General features: G+C 72.2%; 17 protein-coding genes. 12 read left to right on the plus strand and 5 right to left on the minus strand.

The window, feature by feature from the left end; translation table 11 throughout:
• Nucleotides 1-28: 28 nt before the first annotated feature.
• Nucleotides 29-235: a hypothetical protein gene (locus tag CWOE_RS05550; RefSeq protein ID WP_041730147.1), complete on the minus strand. Its 207-nt coding sequence runs from the start codon at nucleotides 233-235 to the stop codon at nucleotides 29-31.
• 205 nt (nucleotides 236-440) lie between these two features.
• Entirely contained in the window at nucleotides 441-1,835 is a 1,395-nt protein-coding gene (locus CWOE_RS05555) for a cupredoxin domain-containing protein (protein ID WP_012932594.1), read from the minus strand.
• Nucleotides 1,836-1,903: 68 nt separating this feature from the next.
• Between CWOE_RS05555 and CWOE_RS05560 the strand changes: the two genes are divergently transcribed.
• The 8 genes from CWOE_RS05560 to CWOE_RS05595 all read left to right on the plus strand — a co-directional run bounded on the left by CWOE_RS05560 (nucleotide 1,904) and on the right by CWOE_RS05595 (nucleotide 8,798).
• A complete protein-coding gene (locus CWOE_RS05560; protein WP_012932595.1) occupies nucleotides 1,904-2,749 on the plus strand; it encodes a DNA-formamidopyrimidine glycosylase family protein in 846 nt (281 codons plus the stop codon).
• A 73-nt stretch (nucleotides 2,750-2,822) separates the two neighbouring features.
• The gene (locus tag CWOE_RS05565; RefSeq protein WP_012932596.1) at nucleotides 2,823-4,289 is read left to right on the plus strand and encodes a hypothetical protein; all 1,467 of its coding nucleotides are present in this window, start codon (nucleotides 2,823-2,825) and stop codon (nucleotides 4,287-4,289) included.
• A gap of 24 nt (nucleotides 4,290-4,313) precedes the next feature.
• Nucleotides 4,314-4,784 carry a thioredoxin-dependent thiol peroxidase gene (gene bcp, locus CWOE_RS05570; RefSeq protein ID WP_012932597.1) on the plus strand — a complete coding sequence of 157 codons (471 nt, stop codon included), beginning with the start codon at nucleotides 4,314-4,316 and terminating at the stop codon, nucleotides 4,782-4,784.
• Nucleotides 4,785-5,153: 369 nt separating this feature from the next.
• Nucleotides 5,154-5,447: an ArsR/SmtB family transcription factor gene (locus tag CWOE_RS05575; RefSeq protein ID WP_012932598.1), complete on the plus strand. Its 294-nt coding sequence runs from the start codon at nucleotides 5,154-5,156 to the stop codon at nucleotides 5,445-5,447.
• An 11-nt stretch (nucleotides 5,448-5,458) separates the two neighbouring features.
• A complete protein-coding gene (locus tag CWOE_RS31850; RefSeq protein ID WP_012932599.1) occupies nucleotides 5,459-6,763 on the plus strand; it encodes an alpha/beta fold hydrolase in 1,305 nt (434 codons plus the stop codon).
• A gap of 282 nt (nucleotides 6,764-7,045) precedes the next feature.
• Nucleotides 7,046-7,294 carry a hypothetical protein gene (locus CWOE_RS32505; RefSeq protein WP_148260901.1) on the plus strand — a complete coding sequence of 83 codons (249 nt, stop codon included), beginning with the start codon at nucleotides 7,046-7,048 and terminating at the stop codon, nucleotides 7,292-7,294.
• Complete coding sequence (locus CWOE_RS05590) at nucleotides 7,295-7,582, plus strand: type II toxin-antitoxin system RelE/ParE family toxin (protein WP_012932601.1); 288 nt, start codon at nucleotides 7,295-7,297, stop codon at nucleotides 7,580-7,582.
• 322 nt (nucleotides 7,583-7,904) lie between these two features.
• Nucleotides 7,905-8,798, plus strand: a complete 894-nt coding sequence (locus CWOE_RS05595) for an SGNH/GDSL hydrolase family protein (RefSeq protein WP_012932602.1) — start codon at nucleotides 7,905-7,907, stop codon at nucleotides 8,796-8,798.
• An 82-nt stretch (nucleotides 8,799-8,880) separates the two neighbouring features.
• On the opposite strand, the gene CWOE_RS05600 is transcribed toward CWOE_RS05595, so the two are convergent.
• On the minus strand, nucleotides 8,881-9,477 hold the full coding sequence (locus tag CWOE_RS05600; RefSeq protein WP_012932603.1) for a collagen-like protein: 597 nt from the start codon (nucleotides 9,475-9,477) through the stop codon (nucleotides 8,881-8,883).
• A 128-nt stretch (nucleotides 9,478-9,605) separates the two neighbouring features.
• Here CWOE_RS05600 and CWOE_RS05605 point away from each other — a divergent pair, with 128 nt between their 5' ends.
• Complete coding sequence (locus CWOE_RS05605; protein WP_041731654.1) at nucleotides 9,606-12,758, plus strand: AfsR/SARP family transcriptional regulator; 3,153 nt, start codon at nucleotides 9,606-9,608, stop codon at nucleotides 12,756-12,758.
• 1 nt (nucleotide 12,759) lies between these two features.
• On the opposite strand, the gene CWOE_RS05610 is transcribed toward CWOE_RS05605, so the two are convergent.
• Both CWOE_RS05610 and CWOE_RS05615 read right to left on the minus strand, forming a co-directional pair.
• Complete coding sequence (locus CWOE_RS05610) at nucleotides 12,760-13,617, minus strand: ABC transporter permease (protein WP_012932605.1); 858 nt, start codon at nucleotides 13,615-13,617, stop codon at nucleotides 12,760-12,762.
• On the minus strand, nucleotides 13,614-14,609 hold the full coding sequence (locus CWOE_RS05615; RefSeq protein ID WP_012932606.1) for a daunorubicin resistance protein DrrA family ABC transporter ATP-binding protein: 996 nt from the start codon (nucleotides 14,607-14,609) through the stop codon (nucleotides 13,614-13,616). The genes CWOE_RS05610 and CWOE_RS05615 overlap by 4 nt, the downstream gene beginning before the upstream one ends.
• 204 nt (nucleotides 14,610-14,813) lie before the next feature.
• Between CWOE_RS05615 and CWOE_RS05620 the strand changes: the two genes are divergently transcribed.
• The 3 genes from CWOE_RS05620 (at nucleotide 14,814) to CWOE_RS05630 (ending at nucleotide 20,160) form a co-directional block, all read left to right on the plus strand.
• Complete coding sequence (locus tag CWOE_RS05620) at nucleotides 14,814-16,283, plus strand: MFS transporter (protein ID WP_012932607.1); 1,470 nt, start codon at nucleotides 14,814-14,816, stop codon at nucleotides 16,281-16,283.
• A gap of 70 nt (nucleotides 16,284-16,353) precedes the next feature.
• Nucleotides 16,354-17,301 (plus strand): MBL fold metallo-hydrolase, encoded by a 948-nt coding sequence (locus CWOE_RS05625; RefSeq protein WP_012932608.1) that lies wholly within the window; start codon nucleotides 16,354-16,356, stop codon nucleotides 17,299-17,301.
• Nucleotides 17,302-17,304: 3 nt separating this feature from the next.
• Nucleotides 17,305-20,160, plus strand: coding sequence for a helix-turn-helix transcriptional regulator (locus CWOE_RS05630; protein WP_012932609.1), 2,856 nt, complete (start codon nucleotides 17,305-17,307; stop codon nucleotides 20,158-20,160).
• The last annotated feature ends 36 nt before the right edge of the window (nucleotides 20,161-20,196 follow it).

Raw genomic sequence — 20,196 nt, forward strand, 5'->3', positions numbered from 1 at the left:
CGGGGCCGCGGGGACGATCATGCGACGGCTAGGCCGCCGTCAGGAGGTTGCCGTCGGCGACGACGGCGTCGAAGCCTGCGACCTGCAGCTGGGCGGGGTCGCCGACCATGCCGACGACCGAGGCGCCCGTCGCCAGCTCGGTCGAGGTGAGCAGCGTGGCGAGCCGGTCGCGCCTGGCGGCCGCGGTGCGCGTCTCGCTCCAGGACCAGGCCGGGTCCTCGGCCGCGATCAACACGGTGACATGGTGAGGTTGGTATGCAGCGGCGGAGGCGACGAGCTCTGCGTCGTGTCCCTCAGGCCCTGCGATGAGGAGGATGTCAGTCATCATGACCGCCAGTCTGGTCAGCGGCCGTTAAGCCGCCATAACGGGTGGGGAACGCCGTTGTAAAGGGATGTAACGGCACTATTAACCGCCTTACGGAGCGGGAGTTGCGGTCGGATCAGCGGACGACGATCGACTCCGTCATCGCTACCGGATGCAAACCGCAGAAGATGCGGTAGGTGCCGGTTCGGGTGAAGCGCTGGGTGAACGTCCCGCGGTCGAGGTTCTTGGAGCCGAACCCGAGCGGGCCGGAGGCGAGCGTGACGTTGTGGATCTCGCCGCCGTCGTCGAACCGCCAGCGCAGACTGCTGCCCTTTCTGAGCGCGATGTTCGGGCGCGAGAAGGAGAAGCGGCTGACGTTCACCGTCGCGCCGCTTCTGAGCGCGACGCGTCTGCCCGGCGGCTTGGCGATCGTCACCGCTCTCCCGCTGTCGGGGTCGAGCCCCGTCAGCGGAACGGTGAAGCGCGGCGGCGTTGCACGGCCCGGCGGCCGCGGCGAGTACGTCGCGTCGCGCGGGAGCGGCGCGCACGGGTCGGTGACGGCGGGGTCGGGCGCGACGTAGACGACCGAGATCCCCATCACACGCGTGTGCGGCAGCGCCGCGTCGTAGGTCGAGTTGAGCTTCAGCTTCGAGCCGGCGGCGACCGGGATCCCCGTCGGCGACTCCATCGTCGTCACGTTGATCGGCCCTGGCTCGTGCAGGATCGGCCGCACGTTGTAGAAGGGGTGTCTCGGCGAGCCCCACGTCGGCAGGAAGCGCGCGACCTCGCGGTCCTGGCACGTCGGCTGGGTGATCGAGAGGCTCTGCCCGCCGCCGTGGACGTGCCCGCTGCCCGCGACCATGCGCCCGGCGGCGGGGATCGTCCACTCGCCGGAGCGCGTGTGCAGCGCGCCTGTCCGCTCGCCGCCGGGCACGTTGTAGATCGGGTCGGTCATGCAGTTGACGACGTCGAGCCAGTAGGGGGTGACCTCCTGCAGCTGGACGCCGGTGGCGACCGTCATCTCGTACTGGATGTATGCCTCGTCGGGCAGCTGGCGGTGATTCATCAGCATCCAGGTGAGGAGCCACGTGTCGTCTCTCTCGACCGGGTAGCCGTAGCCCGGCGGCAGGTGCATCTCGGCGCGCTCTTCGCCGGCTGCGTAGAAACGTTCGGCGAGCGCCGGCAGCGTGTCGCGCGAGTTCCACATCGTGAACGTCCCGCACGTCTTGTCCCGGCGCGGTCTGGCCGCGTTGCCGGCGTTGAGGAAGACGATGTGGTGGAGCATCACGCGCGAGATCGGCAGCGGTCTGCCCGCGCGGTCGACGACGTTCACTCTCATGTCGGTGACGTAGCCGTCGACGCCGGCCGTCGGCGCGCCGAACGAGCTCTCCTGTCGCACCTCGTAGCCGCCGATCTTGATCGGCCCGAACGTTCTCGTCACCGTCTGCGTGGCGGCGGACGCCGCTGCGGCCGACAGCAGCGTCAGCGTCAGCGTCAGCGCAAGGATGCAGGTCGACCGGCCGCGTGCCACAGCTCCACCTCTCGTACGGGCTCTCCTCGCGAGCCAGCATACGCCGACCGACTAGCCTGGTGTGCACGATGCCCGAGCTGCCCGAGGTCGAGATCACCGCGCGACTGCTGAGCGAGGGCGTCGCCGGCGCCCGCGTCGAGTCGACGCTGGCGCCCGGCATCAACGCGCTGAAGACGTTCGACCCGCCGTTGCACGCGCTCGACGGCACGACGTTGACCGGCGTCAGCCGCCGCGGCAAGCACCTCGTCGTCGAGTCCGACGCCGGGCTCGTGCTGCTGATCCACCTGATGTCCGCCGGCCGGCTCCAGCTGTACGAGAAGCGCGCCGGCCTGCGCGACAGAACGTCGCGGATCCTGCTGCGGCTCGACGGCGACCGCGAGCTGCGGCTGCGCGAGTTCGGCACCAAGCAGGCGGCGTGGGCGAAGCTGCTGCGCGCCGAGGAGCTGGACGCTGAGGAGGCCGTCGCGACGCTCGGGCCGCAGGCGTGGCCGGACCCGCCGCCGTTCGGTCCGCTGCTGGCGAAGGCGCGGCCGCTGCACACGCTCCTGCGCGACCAGCGCACGATCGCCGGGATCGGCCGCTCGTGGGTCGACGAGATCCTGTGGGAGGCGAGACTGTCGCCGTTCAAGCGCGGCAGAGACCTCAGCGAGGAGGAGGCGGAGCGACTGCGTGCCGCGACCGTCGCGATCCTCGGCGGCGCGATCGCGCACTACGAGGAGGCGTTGGCGCTGCCGCTGCCCGACAAGCTCCCGCTGCCGCTGAGAGTCCACCGCAGACAGGGCGAGCCGTGCCCGCGCTGCGGTGCCGAGCTGAAGGCCGTCCACTACGAGGACTACGTGATCGCGTACTGCCCGGTCGAGCAGACCGACGGCAAGGTGCTCAAGGACCGCCGCCTCTCGCGCCTGTTGAAGTAGTCGCTTGCGCACCGCAGTCCGGCGCTGCTATGAACCGTCTTACTGAGCGATCTCGAGGGACGGGGAGACGGACATGAGCACGGAGCTTGCACCCGGCGCGCACGACGCCGCGATCACGCGTTTCAGCAGCACCGCGATGACCGAGCTGAGCCCGATGCTCACCGGAATGCCGTGGATCGACGGCTTCCAGATCGGCGCCGGGGTCGACGCGATCACCGGCGGCATCACCGGCTCGGCGATCGAGCGCTCCGCCGTCGAGGAGGCGAGAACGAAGACGTCGAGCGAGCACTACGCGTTCGTCCAGAGCCAGCGTGACCTCAGCAACGAGATAGAGGTCGCCGCCTCCGGCAGATACAACATCGAGGGCGTCACTGTGAGCGCCTCGGTCGAGTACCTGACGAAGGTCCACTACTCCGAGCTGGCCGTCACGCTGATCGTCCGCTACGAGTCCCACTGCGTCGACTACGACCGCCCGACGGCGGTCGTGCTGACCGACAAGGCGAGAGCGCTGCTCGCCGACCCGGCGAGATTCCGCCACGCCTACGGCGACTACTTCGTTGCGGGCGGCCGCCGCGCCTCGCGCTTCACCGCGGTCTACACCTGCCAGTCGCAGACGGTCGACCAGATGCAGGACTTCAAGTCGAGAATCGGCGCGAACATGCCCGACGTCTTCAGCGCCGAGGGCAGCGCGCGCTTCAAGCAGACGGCGGCGAGCAGCAACGTCAGCATCTCGACGCACGTCTTCATGGAGGGCTACGACGGCACGGCGCCCAACGGGCCCTGGACGCCGGAGAAGGTCATAGACGCGCTCGGCTGGTTCAAGCAGCACGAGAAGGGCGTCTACCTGTCCGCGCTGCTGCAGCACTACAGCACGATCGAGCCGTCCTACCCGCGCACGATCGACGTCGCGCCGCAGGCGTTCGCCGAGCTGCGCCGGCTCTACCTGTCGGTCTGGGACGTGCGCGCGCAGTACGACTCCTGCCCGCGCCACTACCAGGAGCAGCTGACCGGCGAGTTCCGCACGCTCACGACCGGGCTGGAGGCGAACCAGGCGACGCTCGCGACCGACGTGCAGGAGCGCGGCGCGACGCAGAGCCGCGCCGACCTGCTCGGCGCGAGACTGAAGGGCGTCTTCGACCGGCTGGAGTTCTACCTGCGCGTGAAGCAGGCAGTCGCGGGCGAGCCGGCCAAGGACCACGCGATCGAGGAGGGCACGGGGCAGCAGTCGTGGCCGTACGGCTACCGCGTCTGGTCCAAGAGCAACGCGGTCGTGATCCATCGCCACGACTCGCGCTACGAGGAGAAGTGGCAGATCGGCTGGCGCGAGGCGAACATCGGCTTCAGCGACCCGAACGCGATCGTCGTCGGCTGGGAGGTCGTCTCCGACTGGGGCGACGGCACGAACGGGCAGTGGTGGAAGACGACCGACCAGAACCTGCTGCAGGACCGCGCCTGGGTCCACGTCAAGTCGCAGTACGACCGCGGTTGCGCGTGGACGATCGTCGTCTCCTACGTGGATGCGGCGGACTACCAGTTCTGACACGCCGCAAGCCATACTGACGGGATGATCGAGACCGGAGCCAAGGCACCCCAGTTCACCCTCCCCGACCAGGACGGAAACGACGTCAGCCTGTCTGACTACGCCGGCAAGACCGTCGTCCTCTACTTCTACCCGAAGGCCGACACGCCCGGCTGCACGACGCAGGCGTGCGGCGTCCGCGACCACCTGCCGAACTACACCGAGGCAGGCGCGGTCGTGATCGGCATCTCGCCCGACCCGCACACGAGAGTGAAGAGATTCGCCGACAAGTTCGGCCTCGACTTCACCCTCCTCGGCGACGCCGACCACGCCGTCTGCGAGGCGTACGGCACGTGGGCGGAGAAGAGCATGTACGGCAAGAAGTACTGGGGCGCGCTGCGCGCGACGTTCATCATCGACGGCGACGGCACCGTCGTCCACGTGATCCCGAGAGTCTCGCCCAGAACCCACGACGACGAGGTGCTGAAGGCGCTGGAGCAGCTGGCGGCGGCGTAGGGCTCTGCCTCCGGAGCGAGAGGTCGCGGGTTCGAACCCCGCCCCGTCCGTCGGCAGTGAATGCGGGCCACCACGGGGGCTGGATGTTGCCGATCGAGCAGGAAGCCCGAGCGCCTAGCTTTTCGGATGTTCCGATGCAGGAGCGCGAGCGGGTCCACGCCGATGCGTTCGACTGAGCGCAGCGTCAGGTTGCGCTCGCCGCGTTCAAGGCCGCCCAGATAGCCCGGTGAACGCCAACAACTTCGGCGGTGGCTTCCTGGCTGTACCCGCGGGCCTCACGAATGGCGCGCAGGTGCGATACATGTGCTTGTACATATATATGTCTACGTGTATGTTCTCGCCGTGGTCGACACCGTGCAGCGGCGATTGATGGCGATCTCGGAGCCGAACCGCTTCCGGATCGTCGAGTTGCTCCGGGATGGTCCGCAGTCGGTCGGCGGCATCGTCGACAGTCTTGGCATGGGCCAGCCGCAGGTGTCCCGGCATCTGCGGTTGCTCGCCGATGCGGGCGTGGTCGAGGTGACGAAGCAGGCGCAGCAGCGGATCTACCGGGTGCGTCCGGAATCGATGCGCGAGCTGAGCGACTGGACACAGCGATTCGCCGGCCTGTGGTCAGAACGGATGGACCGCTTCGGCTCCTTCCTCGAGGAGACGGAACAGTGAGGAGCCAGGACATGCCTGAGGACGGCATCGTGATCGACAGATCACGCAACACCATCCGCATCAGCCGCACCTACGCCGCCAGTGTGGACCGGGCGTGGTGGGCATGGACCGACGCCGAGGCGATCGCGCAGTGGTGGGGTCCGGCAGGCTGGGCCGCGACCGTGTACGAAATGGACGTTCGCCCGGGCGGCCGCTGGCGCTTTGAGATCGCGGCGGCCGACGGGTCGGCCGAACCGGTCCGCGGCCTCGCCACCTACGGCCTCGTCGTCCCGCACGTCGAACTGGCCTACGAGGACACCTTCGCCGACGAGGCGTGGCAACCCGACGGCACCGGCACCTTCCCGACCTCGGTCACCTTCGCCTCGGCCGGCACCGGTTGCCGCGTCGAGGTCGAGGCGAGCTTCCCCGACCTCCACGCACTGCGGCAGGCGGTCGAGTTGCAGATGGCCGAGGGCTATGCCGAGGCTCTTGGCCGGCTCGACGACCTGCTCAGAACACCCCAGGGAGACAAGATCATGCAGACCATCACCTCCACCGACGGCACCACGATCGCCTACGAGAAGACCGGTTCCGGTCCGGCGATCATCGTGATCAGCAACGTCGCCGAGGACCACACTGGCGTCGCCGGCCTGGCCAAGACCCTGTCCGAGCACTTCACGGTGATCAGCTTCGATCGCCGCGGCCGCGGCGCCAGCGGCGACCCGCAGCCCTACGACCCCGCCCGCGAACTCGACGACATCGCCGCACTGATCGACATCGCGGGCGGCTCCGCGGCCCTCACCAGCGGTTCCGGCGGCTGCGCGATCACGCTCGACGCGGCTAGCGCGCTGGGCGACAGCGTGACAGGGCTTTACCTCTACGAGCCGCCGTTCATCGTGGACGACTCCCGGCCGCCGGCGCCCACCGACTACATCGAACACGTCGAAGAGCTGGTCGCGGCCGACAGGCGCAGCGAGGCCGTCGAATACGTCATGACCGAGATGATCGGCGTCCCCGCCGAGTACATCGAACCGATGAAGCAGGACCCATCCTGGAACGAGATGGCCCGCTACGCCCACACCTACGCCTACGAAGGCCGAATCCTCCACGGACTCATGGACGGCACCCCCCTGCCTGCCGACCGCTGGTCGATCAACGCGCCGATCGCGGTCGCCGTCGGCGGAAATAGCGAGTCCTACTTCCGCGTAAGCGCCAACGCGTTGGCCGCGCTCCTTCCGAACGTCACGGTACTGACCCTGCCCGACCAGGATCACGGCGCGTTCTGGGCAGCACCGGAACCGATCACCGAGCAGATCCGCGAGTTCCTGCTCAGCTGACGGGCACGAACGGGCGCTCCTTCTGGTCCTTGCTGGAGACGCGAACCGCGATGATCACCCGAGGCCGTCCCATGCTTTCTGTATCGGCCATAGTGCACCCCCTTTGAATCTCGCCATGGACGGCAAGAAGTACTGGGGCGCCCTGCGCGCGACGTTCATCATCGACGGCACTGTCGTCCACGTGATCCGAGAGTCTCGCCCAGAACCCACGACGACGAGGTGCTGAAGGCGCTGGAGCAGCTGGCGGCTGCGTAGGCGGTGGTGGGCGATACCCTGATCGGTATGGCCCATCAGATTCGCCTCGATCTCGATGACGAAGCCGCTGCTCGACTGGCGGCTCTGGCGGAGCGTGCGCACGCGCAACAGGACGATCTGGCGGTGACGCTGCTTTCGGAGGCGTTGGCGCAGATCGAGCGGGAGCCGGTCGACATGGCGTCGGTGCTCGATCGCGTTCCCGGCTCTTGGGAGCGGATGCGGCTCGGGCGCGAGCAGGCTGGCCGCGGCGAGACGATCGGTCTCAACGAGCTGTAGATGCCGGAGATCCGGGTGGCTGCTGCGGCGGCCGAGGACCTGCGCGAGCTGATCCTGACGCATGAGCTGCCGCCGGACACGCCGCAGCGTGTCGCTGGACGCTTGAGTCCGCTGCGCCGGTTTCCGAAGCTCGGGCCTGCGCTCGACGGGCGGTGGGCTGGCACGCGGTACGTGCTTGGCCCGTGGTCGTGGCTCGTGATCGTCTACGAGTACGACGCATCGGCGGACGTTGTCACCGTCCTCACGATGCGTGACGCGCGTCGGGTCGACGCGCCGACGAGCAGCTAGCCTTCTTGTGACGCCCCGGTCCCGCCTAGGACTCCCGCAAAGGGGAGTTATGCGGCCGGGGCTTTGCATTTGGCGGGGTGCATCGCTCGCACGCCGTTGCGCTCCGCGTGTAGGACCCCGGGCTGCCAGGTACCGCAAGAAGGTTCGGGGCGCCCTGTGCGCGACGTTCATCACCGTCGTCCACGTCATTCCGAGTTGGCGGTGGCGTAGGCCCGACCGCACAGCCTGTCTGCTTCTGCGATACGAGGCGGTGGATCTGCTAGAAGTCTGCGCATAGGCAGCCGGCCGCGTCGCGGCCGGTACATCAGGAGGGGAGACGACGATGTCCTTTGGGGAACTGCCGCGGTTGCGGCGACGCTTCGCCGTGCTGTGTTCGATCACCGTCGCTGCGACGGCAGCGACGGTGATCGCCGCGAATCCGGCGCGCGCGGCCGAGAGCGACTACGTCGCGCTCGGCGATTCCTATGCTGCGGGCTCGCTGGTGCTGCCGGCCGACAGCAGCTCGCCGTTGTGCCTGCGGTCGCTTGTCAATTATCCGCGCCTGACGGCCAGAGCGCTCGGCCTGTCGCTGACGGACGTGACGTGCGGCGGCGCGACGACGGATCACATGACGACGAGTCAGTACCCCGGCGTCAGACCGCAGTTCGACGCGCTCAGAGCCGACACCGAGATCGTGACGCTCGGGATCGGCGGCAACGACAACCTGCTCTTCCTCGGGGCGATCGCCAGCTGCGGCGCGCTCGGCCTGGCCAATCCGCTGACGATCCTGGACGTCGGCGCGCCGTGCCGCGACCTGCTCGGCGCCACGCACAACGCCAGCGCGGACGCGATCAAGGACAGAATCTCGGCGAACGTCAGAGGCATCCAGGCCCACTCGCCGGACGCGCGGATCTTCGTCGTCGGCTACCCCGACCTGCTGCCGCAGAGAGGGCGCTGTTTCCCGAGCCTGCCACTGACCTCCGGCGACGTCGCGTTCCTGGACCAGCTCAACAGACGCCTCAACAGATCGGTGCAGGCGGCTGCCGCGGAGAACGGGGCGACCTACGTCGACCTGTACACGCCCAGCATCGGCCACGACGTCTGCAAGAGACCGTCGGTCCGCTGGGTCGAGCCGCTGATCCCCGCGCAGATCACCGCTCCGGTGCATCCCAACGCCACAGGTCTCGCCGCCGCCGCCAGCACGGTGACCGCCGCGATGGTGGCCGCCGGAATCTGACCGGCCCTTCGCGGCCGTTCTGCCTTGGTGACCTAGACGTTCACCAAGGCAGGACGACGCGCACGCGAGGGGTCGGTGCGCCCTAACGGCGCTGTCTCAGCGCAGCCTGCGCCTCTCGAACGTCGCGCTCGAACGCCGATCTTCCCGGGCGGGCGGAGGCGGCGACAGCGCCACCCGTCGACGCGCAGATTGCCTGCACACTCACGTCCACGTCGATCGAGCTGTCGTTCAGGAAGAACCCTCCGACGAACGTCCCATACGCCTTGACGAATCCGGCCCAGCCGATGCTCGCGTTGAAGCCGGTGCCGATGACGACCTTCCCCGCCGGGCAGTTCGCGGTAGGGGCACCGTCCGCTCCACCGGACGGGATTCGTTTCGAAGCACCGTCCACGGCCTGGACGCCAGCAAGGCCGGCTGGCCCCGCGGGGCCAGTTGCGCCGGTTGGTCCGGCTGCGCCCTGCGGCCCAGTCGTCCCGCGTTCGCCGCTCGGCCCCTGTCTGCCTCTGAGCGCCCGTCTGGCTGCGCCAGACAGATCGGCCAGGCCGATCGACCCGTTTCTGATGTCTTTGCCGCCGATGAGTCTCGTCGCAGCATAGGCACCGCCAGTGGTGGCGAACACCAGTGCGATGACGGCGACGATCATCGCGGGCGACGTCGCCGCCCGAAGCTTGTTGATCACTACAGCCTCCCCGATCAGTGTGGCGAAGCTATCGATCGTAATCCGGCGCATTGCCGCTTTGCGTCGGTTGCCCCACACCCGCGCCCGGGCGGTCCCGTGTGCCGGACCGCGGTTCTAGACTGACCGGCGTGCCCGTCAGCCTGACTCTCCTCGACGGCGTGCGCTGGAACGGGACGGCGGTCGTCGGCGACCGGTCCAAGGCGCTGCTCGCCGCACTCGCCGCCGCCCCCGGCCGGACGGTGCGGTCCGAGCGGCTGGTCGATCTGATCTGGGGGGAGGAGCCGCTGGCGAACGCGACCAAGGGACTGCAGGTCGTCGTCTCGCGGACGCGCACGGCCTGCGGCGCCGACGCGATCGTGCGCGACGGCGAGGGCTATCGGCTGGGGCTGCCGCCGGCCGCGGTCGACAGCTCGCGGCTGGCCGGCGCGGTCGCCGCGGCGCGCGCGGCGCTCGACGGCGATCCTGTCGCCGCGGCCGAGCTGGCGCGCGAGGCGCTGGCGCTCGGCGCGGCGCTCGCCTCGGTCGGTCCGCACGAGCCGGGGCCGCTGGCCGAGCTCCGGCGCGGCGCGGCCGGCGACTTGGCGGCGGCGCGGCAGCTGCTGGCGCAGGCCTCCAGCCGGACCGGCGCCCACGCCGACGCGCTGCCCGCACTCGAAGAAGCGCTCGCCGCGGTCGGCGACGACGAGTCGCTGCTGGCCGACCTGCTGCGCAGCGAGGCGGTCGTGCGCGGCCCCGGCGCGGCGCTCGACCGCTTCGAGCGCCACCGCCGCGACCTCCTCGACCGGCTCGGGACCAACCCCGGCGAAGCGCTCCAGCGCGTCCACCGCGACCTGCTGGCGCTCGACCGGCCGGTCCGTCGCGGCGTCCGTCACGACGCGACCGCGCTGCTCGGCCGCGACGGCGACGTCGAACGGCTGCGGGCGCTGCTGTCCAGCGCGCGGGTGGTCTCGATCGTCGGACCGGGCGGCCTCGGCAAGACGCGGCTCGCGCACGTGCTCGCGCGCGACGCGAGTCAGCCGGTGGTGCACGTCGTCGAGCTGGTCGGCGTCACCGCGCCCGAGGACCTGGTGAGCGAGGTCGGCTCGGTGCTCGGCGTGCGTGACTCCGTCAGCAGCCGCCGGACGCTGACGCCCGAGCAGCGTGCCGACGTCCGCGCCCGGATCGCCCAGCGGCTCGGGCAGGGCCCGGGCCTGCTCGTCCTCGACAACTGCGAGCACCTGATCGCGGCGGTCGCCGAGCTGGTCGCGTTCCTCGTCTCCGCCGCCCCCGACCTGCGCGTGCTGACGACGACCCGCGCGCCGCTGGCGATCGCCGCCGAGCGCGTCTACCCGCTCGACGTGCTGCTGCCGGCCGACGCGGTCGAGCTGTTCCGCCAGCGCGCGGTCGCCGCCCGGCCGGGTGTGCAGCTGGACGACGTCGTGGTCGAGAACGTCGTGGTCCGGCTCGACGGACTGCCGCTCGCGATCGAGCTGGCGGCGGCGAAGGTCCGCGTGATGGGCGTCGAGGAGATCGACCGCCGGCTGAGCGATCGCTTCGCGCTGCTGCGGGGCGGCGACCGCAGCGCGCCGGACCGCCACCAGACGCTGCTGGCGGTGATCGACTGGTCGTGGAACCTGCTCGGCGAGCAGGAGCGGCGGGCGCTGCGACGACTCGCCCTGTTCCACGACGGCTTCACGCTCGAGGCGGCGGACGCCGTCCTCGGCGACGGTGCGCTCGACGCCGTCCAGAACCTGGTCGACCAGTCGCTGCTGAGCGTCAGCGAGTCGCCGGCGGGCGTCCGCTGCCGGATGCTGGAGACGGTCCGCGAGTTCGGGCGGCTGCGGCTGGCGCAGGCTGGCGAGGAGGCGGAGGCGCGCGCAGCGCTGCGCCGGTGGGCGACCGCATATGGCCGGCGCCACGGCGAGCGGCTCTTCAGTACCGGCCAGTTCGACGCGATCGACGCGATCGCCGCGGAGGAGAGCAACCTCGCCGACGAGCTGCGCGACGCGCTCGCCGGCCGCGACGTCGAGACGGTCGTCCGGCTCGTCGCCTCGCTCGGCGCGTTCTGGGCGATCCGCGGCGACCACGGCCGCGTGATGGTCCTGACCGAGCCGATCGCCGACGTCGTGCGCGACTGGTCCCCGCCGCCGCGGCTGGAGGACGCGACGCGGGCGGCGATGTCGATCACGCTCAGCAACGCGATGATCTCGGTCGAGACGCACACCGGCCCGCTCCGCGAGCTGCTGCGCCGGCTCGGCCCCGGCGAGAGCGACCGGCGGCTGGCGGCGACGACGCGGGTCATGCTCGACTACGACCCAGCCGACGCGCCGGCGTTTCTCCACCGGCTCGAGGCGCATAGCGAGGACCCCGACCGCTACGTCGCGCTGACTGCGCTGCAGTGGCTCAGCCATGCCCGCGAGAACGGCGGCGACCCGACCGGGGCGGTCGAGGCGGCCACGCACGCGGTCACACGCGCGCGTGAGGAGGACGGCCCGTGGTCGACCGCGATCCTGCGAACGCAGCTGGCGGCGCTGACGATGCAGCTGGGCGACCGCGACGCCGGGAAGGTGCATGCCCAGGCCGCGCTGCCGGTGCTGGTGCGGCTCGGTGCCAAGGACGACGAGATCCAGCTGCGGTCGCTGCTGGTGCTGTGCGCTCTCGCCGAGCAGCAGTTCGACGAGGCGAAGGCCGAGATCGAGCGGATCGACCGGATCGAGGACCCCGAGACGACGTTCAGCGGCATGAGCGTGGTCCAGGTCGGGGGTGCCGAGCTGCAGTTGGCCCGCGGCGATCGCGCCGGCGGCCTGCTGGCCTACCGTCGCGCGGCCGAGCGGATGCGCGGGCTGCGGTTTCCAGGCGTGGACCCGACCGGCCTGGAGCCGTGGGCGCTGTTCGGGACGGCGACGGCGCTGACCGCGCACGCGCAGTACGCGTCCGCGCCCGCGGAGGAAGCGGCGGGACGAGCCCTGTTCGAAGCGTGTCGCAGCGGGACGGTGCGGATCCTGAACCCCGCCGATCCGCACCTCGACTACCCGGTCGCCGGCATGCTGCTGTTCGCGCTCGGCAGCTGGGGGCTGCTGCGCGATGCGACGCGGGTCGACGACGCGGCGCGGCTGCTGGCGCTGGCGGAGCGGTTCGCCTACAACCGCACGATCCCGACGATGGCGTGGGAGCGGATCGCGCCCAGCGTGGAGGAGCGGGCTCCGGGCCGGCTCGCGGAGGTCCGCGCGGAGCTCGGCGACCGCCGCGCGCCCGAGCTGCTCGACGCGGCACGGGGCCTGGTCGAGCAGCTCGGCGGCTGAGTTACAGGTGCCGCTTGTAGCTGCGGACCGACAGCGGCGCGAAGATCGCGATCACCACCAGGCCGGCGAGGAGCGTCCAGCCGACTTCGCTGCTGATCGTGGCGTGGTTGGCGAGGTCGCGGGTGGCCGAGACGAGGTGCGAGACCGGGTTGACGTTCACGAACGTCTGCAACCAGCCGGGCAGCGTGTCGACGGGCACGAACGCGTTGGAGAGGAACGTCAGCGGGAACAGGATCATCATCGACATCCCTTGGACGCTCTGCGCGCTGCGGGCGAGCGTGCCGATCCAGGTGAAGATCCACGCGATCGCCCAGCCGGTGAAGATCGCCAGCACGATCGCGCCGAGGACGCCGAGGACGCCGCCGTCGGGGCGGTAGCCGAGGAGGATGCCCATCGCGAACGTCAGCGTCGCGGCGATCAGGTACCGGATCAGATCGGCGACCATCGGCCCGGCGAGCGGGGCGATGCGGGCGATCGGCAGCGACTTGAAGCGGTCGAACACCCCCTTGTCCATGTCCTCACGCAACTGGACGCCGGTGGCCATGCAGGTCGTGAGGACCGTCTGCGCGACGATGCCCGGGATCATCAGCGGCAGGTAGGCCTTGACGTCGCCCGAGATCGCGCCGCCGAAGACGTAGGCGAACATCGCGGTGAACAGCAGCGGCTGGATCGTGACGTCGAAGAACTGCTCCGGGTTGCGGCGCATCTTCTTCAGCGCCCGCCAGGCCATCGAGAGCGTCTGGCTGACGGTCTCGCGGAAGCTGTTGCGCGCGCGTGCGCGAGCAACAGCGGCGGCGGGATCGACGGCAGGCGGTGCCGCCGGGGAGGCCGGCCGCGGGTCGAGGGTGACGGTGCTCATCGGGCGACCTCCATTGCGGGCTCGTCGTCGGTTGTGCTCGGCTCGTCGTGGTCCTGGCCGGTGTCGTGGCCGGTGAGCGCCAGGAAGACCTCGTCGAGCGTCGGCTTGGCGACGCTGACCGAGGTGATCCCGACACCGGCCGTGCGCAGGCCGATCAGGACGTCGGCGGCGCGGTCGGCGACGTCGAGGGCGACGTTCATCCGGCCGGACTCGGGCGTCAGGACGGGCTCTTCGCCGAGCACGCGGCGGACGACGTAGGTCGCCAGCGCCTGATCGGCGTCGCCTGCGAGCTCGAGCTGGAGCGTCGACTCGCCGACGGAGGTCTTCAGCTCGTCGGGCGTGCCCTCGGCGACCTTGCGGCCCCTGTCGATGACGGCGACGCGGTCGGCCAGCTGGTCGGCCTCGTCGAGGTACTGCGTCGTCAGCAGGACGGTGCAGCCGTCGGCGACGAGGCCGCGGATCGTGTCCCACATCTGCCCGCGCGTGCGGGGGTCGAGACCGGTGGTCGGCTCGTCGAGGAAGATCAGCGGCGGACGGGTGATCAGGCTGGCGGCGAGGTCGAGGCGCCGCCGCATGCCGCCGGAGAACTGCGAGATCGTCTTGCCGGCGGCGTCCTCCAGCCCGAACTGGCCGAGCAGGCGGGCGGCGGTCGAGCGCGCGTCGGCCGAGCGCAGGCCTTGCAGACGGCCGAACAGCCACAGGTTCTCCGTCGCGGTCAGGTTCTCGTCGACCGATGCGTACTGCCCGGTCACGCCGAGCAGCTGACGGATCCGATGCGGTTCGCGAGCGACGTCGACGCCGAAGATCTCGGCCCGCCCCGCGTCGATCGAGAGCAGGGTCGCGAGCATCTTCAGCATCGTCGTCTTGCCGGCTCCGTTGGGTCCGAGGACGCCGAAGATCTCGCCTTGGCGGACTTCGAGGTCGATGCCGTCGACGGCGCGGAAGTCGCTGAAGATCTTGACGAGGCCTGTGGCTTGGACGGCGGCTGCCATCGCGTGCTCCTTCGAAAGCTGGGAACGAGGTGCACAGCACGCTAGGCGGCGGCAGTTTCAGCGCGGCTTCACGGGATTTCGCTGCGGGGCGAACATCGGTGAGGGAGATCGGGGACCTCCCCGACGCGCACTGAGGAGGGCGGGCATACGGTCGTCGGCGTCGGACGACCTGCCCTCCGAAACACGCAGAGGAGTTGATGCACGATGACGCGCACAGCAGCGTCGCGAGCACGTTGGACCCTTGGAATCACCGGCGCCGCGCTGTTCATGACAGCGCTCGACAGCCTCGTCGTCGGCGTCGCGCTGCACTCGATCCGGATGGACCTCGGCGGCTCGCTCGAGGCGCTCGAATGGACTGTCAACGCCTACACGCTGGCGTTCGCCGTGCTGCTCGTCACCGGCGCCGCGCTCGGGGACCGCTTCGGGCGCAAGCGGATGTTCATCGTCGGCGTCGGCCTCTTCACCGTCGCCAGCGCCGGCGCCGCGCTCGCGCCGAGCGTCGGGGCGCTGATCGCTGCACGAGCCCTCCAGGGACTCGGCGCGGCGATCCTCACGCCGCTCACGCTGACGCTCGTCAGCGAGGCGTTCCCGGCCGAGAAGCGCGCCGCGGCGCTCGGCATCTGGGGCGGCATCAGCGGCCTCGGCGTCGCGATCGGCCCGTTCGTCGGCGGCGCCGTCGTCGAGGGGATCTCGTGGCACTGGATCTTCTGGGCGAACGTCCCGATCGGCCTCGCGCTGATCCCGCTCGCGAGCGCCAAGCTCACGGAGTCGCACGGCCCGGACCGCGAGCTGGACCTGCGCGGCCTCGCGCTCGTCAGCAGCGGCCTGCTGGCGCTGACGCTCGGGCTCGTGCGCGGAGAGTCGCACGGCTGGACGAGCCCGCAGGTGCTCGCGCCGCTGCTCGCGGGCGCGGCGCTGCTCGTCGCGTTCGTCGCCTGGGAGCGCCGTGCGCCGTCGCCGATGCTGCCGCTGCGGCTGTTCCGCTCGCGCGCGTTCAGCGCCGCCAACGGGCTCTCGTTCGCGATGTTCTTCGGCGCCTTCGGCGCGATCTTCCTGATGAGCCAGTACTTCCAGATGGCGCAGGGCGTCGGGCCGTTCGAGGCCGGCGCGCGGACGCTGCCGTGGACGGCGATGCCGATGCTCGTCGCGCCGCTCGCGGGCGTGCTCGCGACCCGCTTCGGGACGCGGCCCGTGATGGCCGTCGGCCTCGCGCTGCAGGCCGTCGGGATGGCGTGGATGGCGACCGTCGTCGGCGTCGATACGCCGTACGCCGAGCTGATCGGCCCGTTCGCGATCACCGGCGTCGGGATGGCGCTCGTCTTCCCGACCGCTCCGGAAGCGGTGCTCGCGTCGGTGCGCCCGAGCGAGGAGGGCAAGGCGTCGGGCGCGACGAACGCGATCCGCGAGCTGGGCGCGGTGCTCGGCGTCGCGGTGCTCGCCTCGGTGTTCGCCGCCAACGGCGGCTACGCGAGCGCGCAGGCGTTCGTCGACGGGCTCGTCCCCGCGCTGCCGATCGCCGCCGTCGTGCTCGCCGTCGGCGCCGTGCTGGCGCTGCTGACGCCGCGCAAGGCCGCGCCCGCCGCCGCTGCCGCCGCTGCGCCGGCCGCCGCGGCCGCCGCGGCCGCGGCCGCCGAGCCCGGCGCCGTGCCCGTGCCGGCGACCGCGCGCGCCTGAGCCGCCACGGAGCCCGCACCCGGCCCAGGCGCCGGGTGCGGGCTGAGCGCTCACGTACACTGCGCCCGCGATGGCTGAGCGCACCTACGCCAAGGGCCTGCACGACGTCGGCGCATCGACGTACGCCTATCTCCAGCCGAACGGGTCGTGGGGGTGGAGCAACGCGGGGCTGATCGCCGACGGCGACGCGACGCTGCTCGTCGACACGCTGTTCGACCTGCGCCTGACGCGCGAGATGCTCGACGCGATGCGTCGCGCCGTGCCCGCCGCCGCGGCGATCGACGTGCTCGTCAACACGCACGGCGACCCCGACCACACGTTCGGCAACCAGCTCGTCGGCGACGCGCAGATCGTCGCGACCGCGCGCGCCGCCGAGGAGATGCTCGCGGGCGCGACGCCGGCGGCGCTGCAGGAGCTGCTCGCGCAGGCGCCGCGGATGGGCGTCGCCGGCGACTACGTCAGCGACGCGTTCGGCGCGTTCGACTTCTCCGACGTGCGGCTCGTGCCGCCGTCGCGCACGTTCGGCGGCGAGCTGGCCCTGACCGTCGGCGACCTGGAGGTCCAGCTGATCGAGCTGGGGCCGGCGCACACGGGCGGCGACGCGGTCGTGCACGTGCCCGCACAGCGGGTCGTGTTTGCCGGCGACGTGCTGTTCGCCGGCGTCCACCCGGTCACGTGGGACGGATCGGTCGGCGGCTGGATCGCGGCGTGCGAGCGGCTGCTCGCGCTCGACGTCGACGCGATCGTGCCGGGCCACGGACCTATCGCCGGCAAGGACGACGTGCGCGCGCTGCGCGACTACCTCGCGCACGTGCAGGCGGAGGCGGTCGCCGGCTGGCGCGCCCAGCTGCCGGCGCACGAGGTCGCGCGGCGGATCGAGCTGGCGCCGTACGCCGGCTGGTGCAACCCGGAGCGCGTCGTCACGACCGTCGACGCCGTCTACCGCGAGCGCGCCGGCGAGGGTGAGCGCGCGGACCAGATCGCGCTGATCGCGGAGATGGGAAGGGTGGCCGGCTGAGCGGTGGACACTGACGCGCCCGACACGCTGCTGGAGCGCCGTGACGAGCTGGCGGCGCTGCGCGCGGCGCTCGCGCAGGCGCGGGCGGGACGCGGCGGCGTGACGATCGTGGAGGCGCCCGCGGGCCTCGGCAAGACGAGCCTGCTGCGCGCCGCCGCCGAGCTCGCCGTCGCGGACGGCTTCACCTGCCTGCGCGCCCGCGCGACCGTGCTCGAGCGCGACTTCGCCTACGGCTGCGTGCGGCAGCTGCTCGAACCGACCGTCGCGCGCGCCGCGGAGGAGCGGCGCGCGGCGCTGTTCACGGGCGCGGCCGGGCAGGCGGCGCCGCTGTTCGCGCCGGTGGCGGGCGGCGAGACCGCCTCCGCCGTGGGCGGCGACGCGGCGATGCTGCACGGGCTCTACTGGCTGCTCGCCGACCTCGCCGAGGAAGGGCCGCTCGCGCTGCTGGTCGACGACGCGCACTGGGCCGACAGCGACTCGTTGCGCTTCCTCGCCTACCTCGCGCCGCGGCTCGACGGGCTCGCGCTCGCGGTCGTGCTCGGCAGCCGCCCCGGCGAGGGCGACACGGTCGAGCTGGCGCGCCTCGCCGCCGCCCCCGAGGCGACGACCGTCCGCCCGCGGCCGCTGAGCGAGGCAGCGACCGCGACGCTGTGCGAGCGCCGCCTCGGCGGTCCGGTCGCGCCGGCGTTCGCCGCCGCCTGCCGCGAGGCGACGGGCGGCAACCCTTTCTACGTCGAGGCGCTGCTGCGCGAGACGGCGGAGGCGGGGCTGCCGGCCGGCGGCGACGGCGCCGCGCGCGTCGCACGGCTCGGGCCGTCCGTCGTCGCCCAGGCGGTGCTGCTGCGCCTGTCCGAACAGCCGCCGGCCGCGACCGCGCTCGTGCGCGCGCTGGCGGTGCTCGGTGACGGCGCCGCGGTCGGCGAGGCGGCGCAGCTCGCGGAGCTGGGCGAGCAGGATGCCGCGAACGCGGCCGACCTGCTCGTCGCGCTCGGGCTGCTGCAGGCCGCTCCGCGGCTGGAGTTCGCGCACCCGATCGTGCGCGAGGCGGTCTACGCCGACATCGGCGCGAGCGCCCGCGCCGTCGCGCACGCGCGGGCGGCCGCCGTGCTGGCCGAGCGCGGCGCCGCCGACGAACGGATCGCCGCGCAGGTCGCGGCGGCCGAGCCGGCCGGCGACGCGGCGCGCGTCGCGCTGCTGCTGCGCGTCGCGGACGACGCGCTCGCGCGCGGTGCGCCGGCCGCGGCCGGCGCGTGGCTGCGGCGCGCGCTGGCGGAGCCGCCGCGGGAGCCGCAGCGGACCGAGGTGCTGCTCGGACTCGGGCTCGCCGAGCACCGCGTCGGCGCGCCGGCGGCGGTCGAGCACCTGGCCGCCGCGAGCGCGACGCTGAACGAGCCGGCGCAGCTCGCGACCGCCGTGCGCCAGCTCGCCAACGCGCTGACCGTGGCGGGCGAGGCCGATCGCGCGGTCGCGGCGCTGACGTCGGCGATCGAGGTCATCGAGCCGCAGGACCGCGAGCTGGCGCTGCTGCTGGAGGCGGAGCTCGCCTCGCACGCCTTGCAGGCGAGCCCGGCGGCCGCCGCACCGGTCCGCAGACGACTCGAACGGCTCGCCGTGCTCGACGGCGGCACCGCGCGCGAGCGGCTCGTGCTCGCGAGCGTCGCCTTCCAGCGGGCGCGCGCGGCCGACTCGGCGGACGCGGCGGCGGCGCTGCTGGAGGGCGTGCTGCGCGGCGGGCTGCTCGACGCGCCGGGGCTCGACATGGTCGGCCCGTTCTACGACGTCGTGATCGGGCTGCTCGCGACCGACGCGCTCGACCTCGTCGCCGAACAGCTCGAGCGCGCGCTGGCGGACGCGCACGTGCGCGCGACGATCCCGGCGACCGCTTACCTGACCGGCCGCCGCGGCTGGGTCGCGCTGCGGCGCGGCGACGTCAGCCGCGCCGAGGCCGACGGGCGCACCGCCGTCGAGCTGCTGCGCGGCCACGGGATCGGCCTCGGGCTGCCGTTCGCCACCGCGCTGCTCGTCCAGGCGCTCGTCGAGGGCGGAGAGCTGGAGCAGGCGCGGCGGGCGTCGGACGCAGCCGGCGCGCTGGCCGACGGCGATCCCGCCGCCGGGATCCCGCCGGGGCTGACGAGCAACTTCCTGCTGGAGGCGCGCGCCTCGCTGCTGCTCGCGTCGCGGCGCCCAGAGGAGGCGCTCGCCGCGCTGCGCGAGTTCGGCCGGCGCGACGAGCTGTGGGGCGGCGCCAACCCGCTCGCCTCCCGCTGGCGCGCTCGCGCGGCGCTCGCGCTGACGGCGCTCGGCGAACGCGACGAGGCGGTCGCGCTCGCCGCGGAGGATCTGGAGCGCGCACGCCGTTGGGGCGCGGCGAGCGGGATCGGGACCGCGCTGCGGGCGCTCGCGCTGGCCGGCGACGGCGGCGAGGCGGCGCCGCGGCTGCGTGAGGCGGTCGCCGCGCTGGAGCGCGCGCCGGCGCGACTGGAGCACGCCCGTGCGCTCGTCGACCTGGGCGCCGCGCTGCGGCGCGGCAACCAGCGCGCGCAGGCGCGCACGGCGCTCGAGCAGGGCGTCGCGCTCGCCGCTCGGCTCGGCGCGCGCGAGCTGGCCGAGCGCGGACGCACCGAGCTGCGTGCGGCCGGCGGTCGCAGCAGCGACCCGCATGGCCACGGCGTCGAGCAGCTGACCGCCGCCGAGCGGCGCGTCGCGGAGCTGGCGGCGGGCGGGCGCAGCAACCCCGAGATCGCGCAGGAGCTGTTCGTGACGCGCAAGACGGTCGAGACGCACCTCGGCCACGTCTACCGCAAGCTCGACGTTGCCGGCCGCGGCGACCTCGCGGCGCTGCTGACCGAGCCGGGCTGACGTTCAGGGACCGATCTCGGGGTGCTCCCCGACGCG

Source organism: Conexibacter woesei DSM 14684 (genome assembly GCF_000025265.1).
GTDB classification, from domain to species: Bacteria; Actinomycetota; Thermoleophilia; order Solirubrobacterales; family Solirubrobacteraceae; genus Conexibacter; species Conexibacter woesei.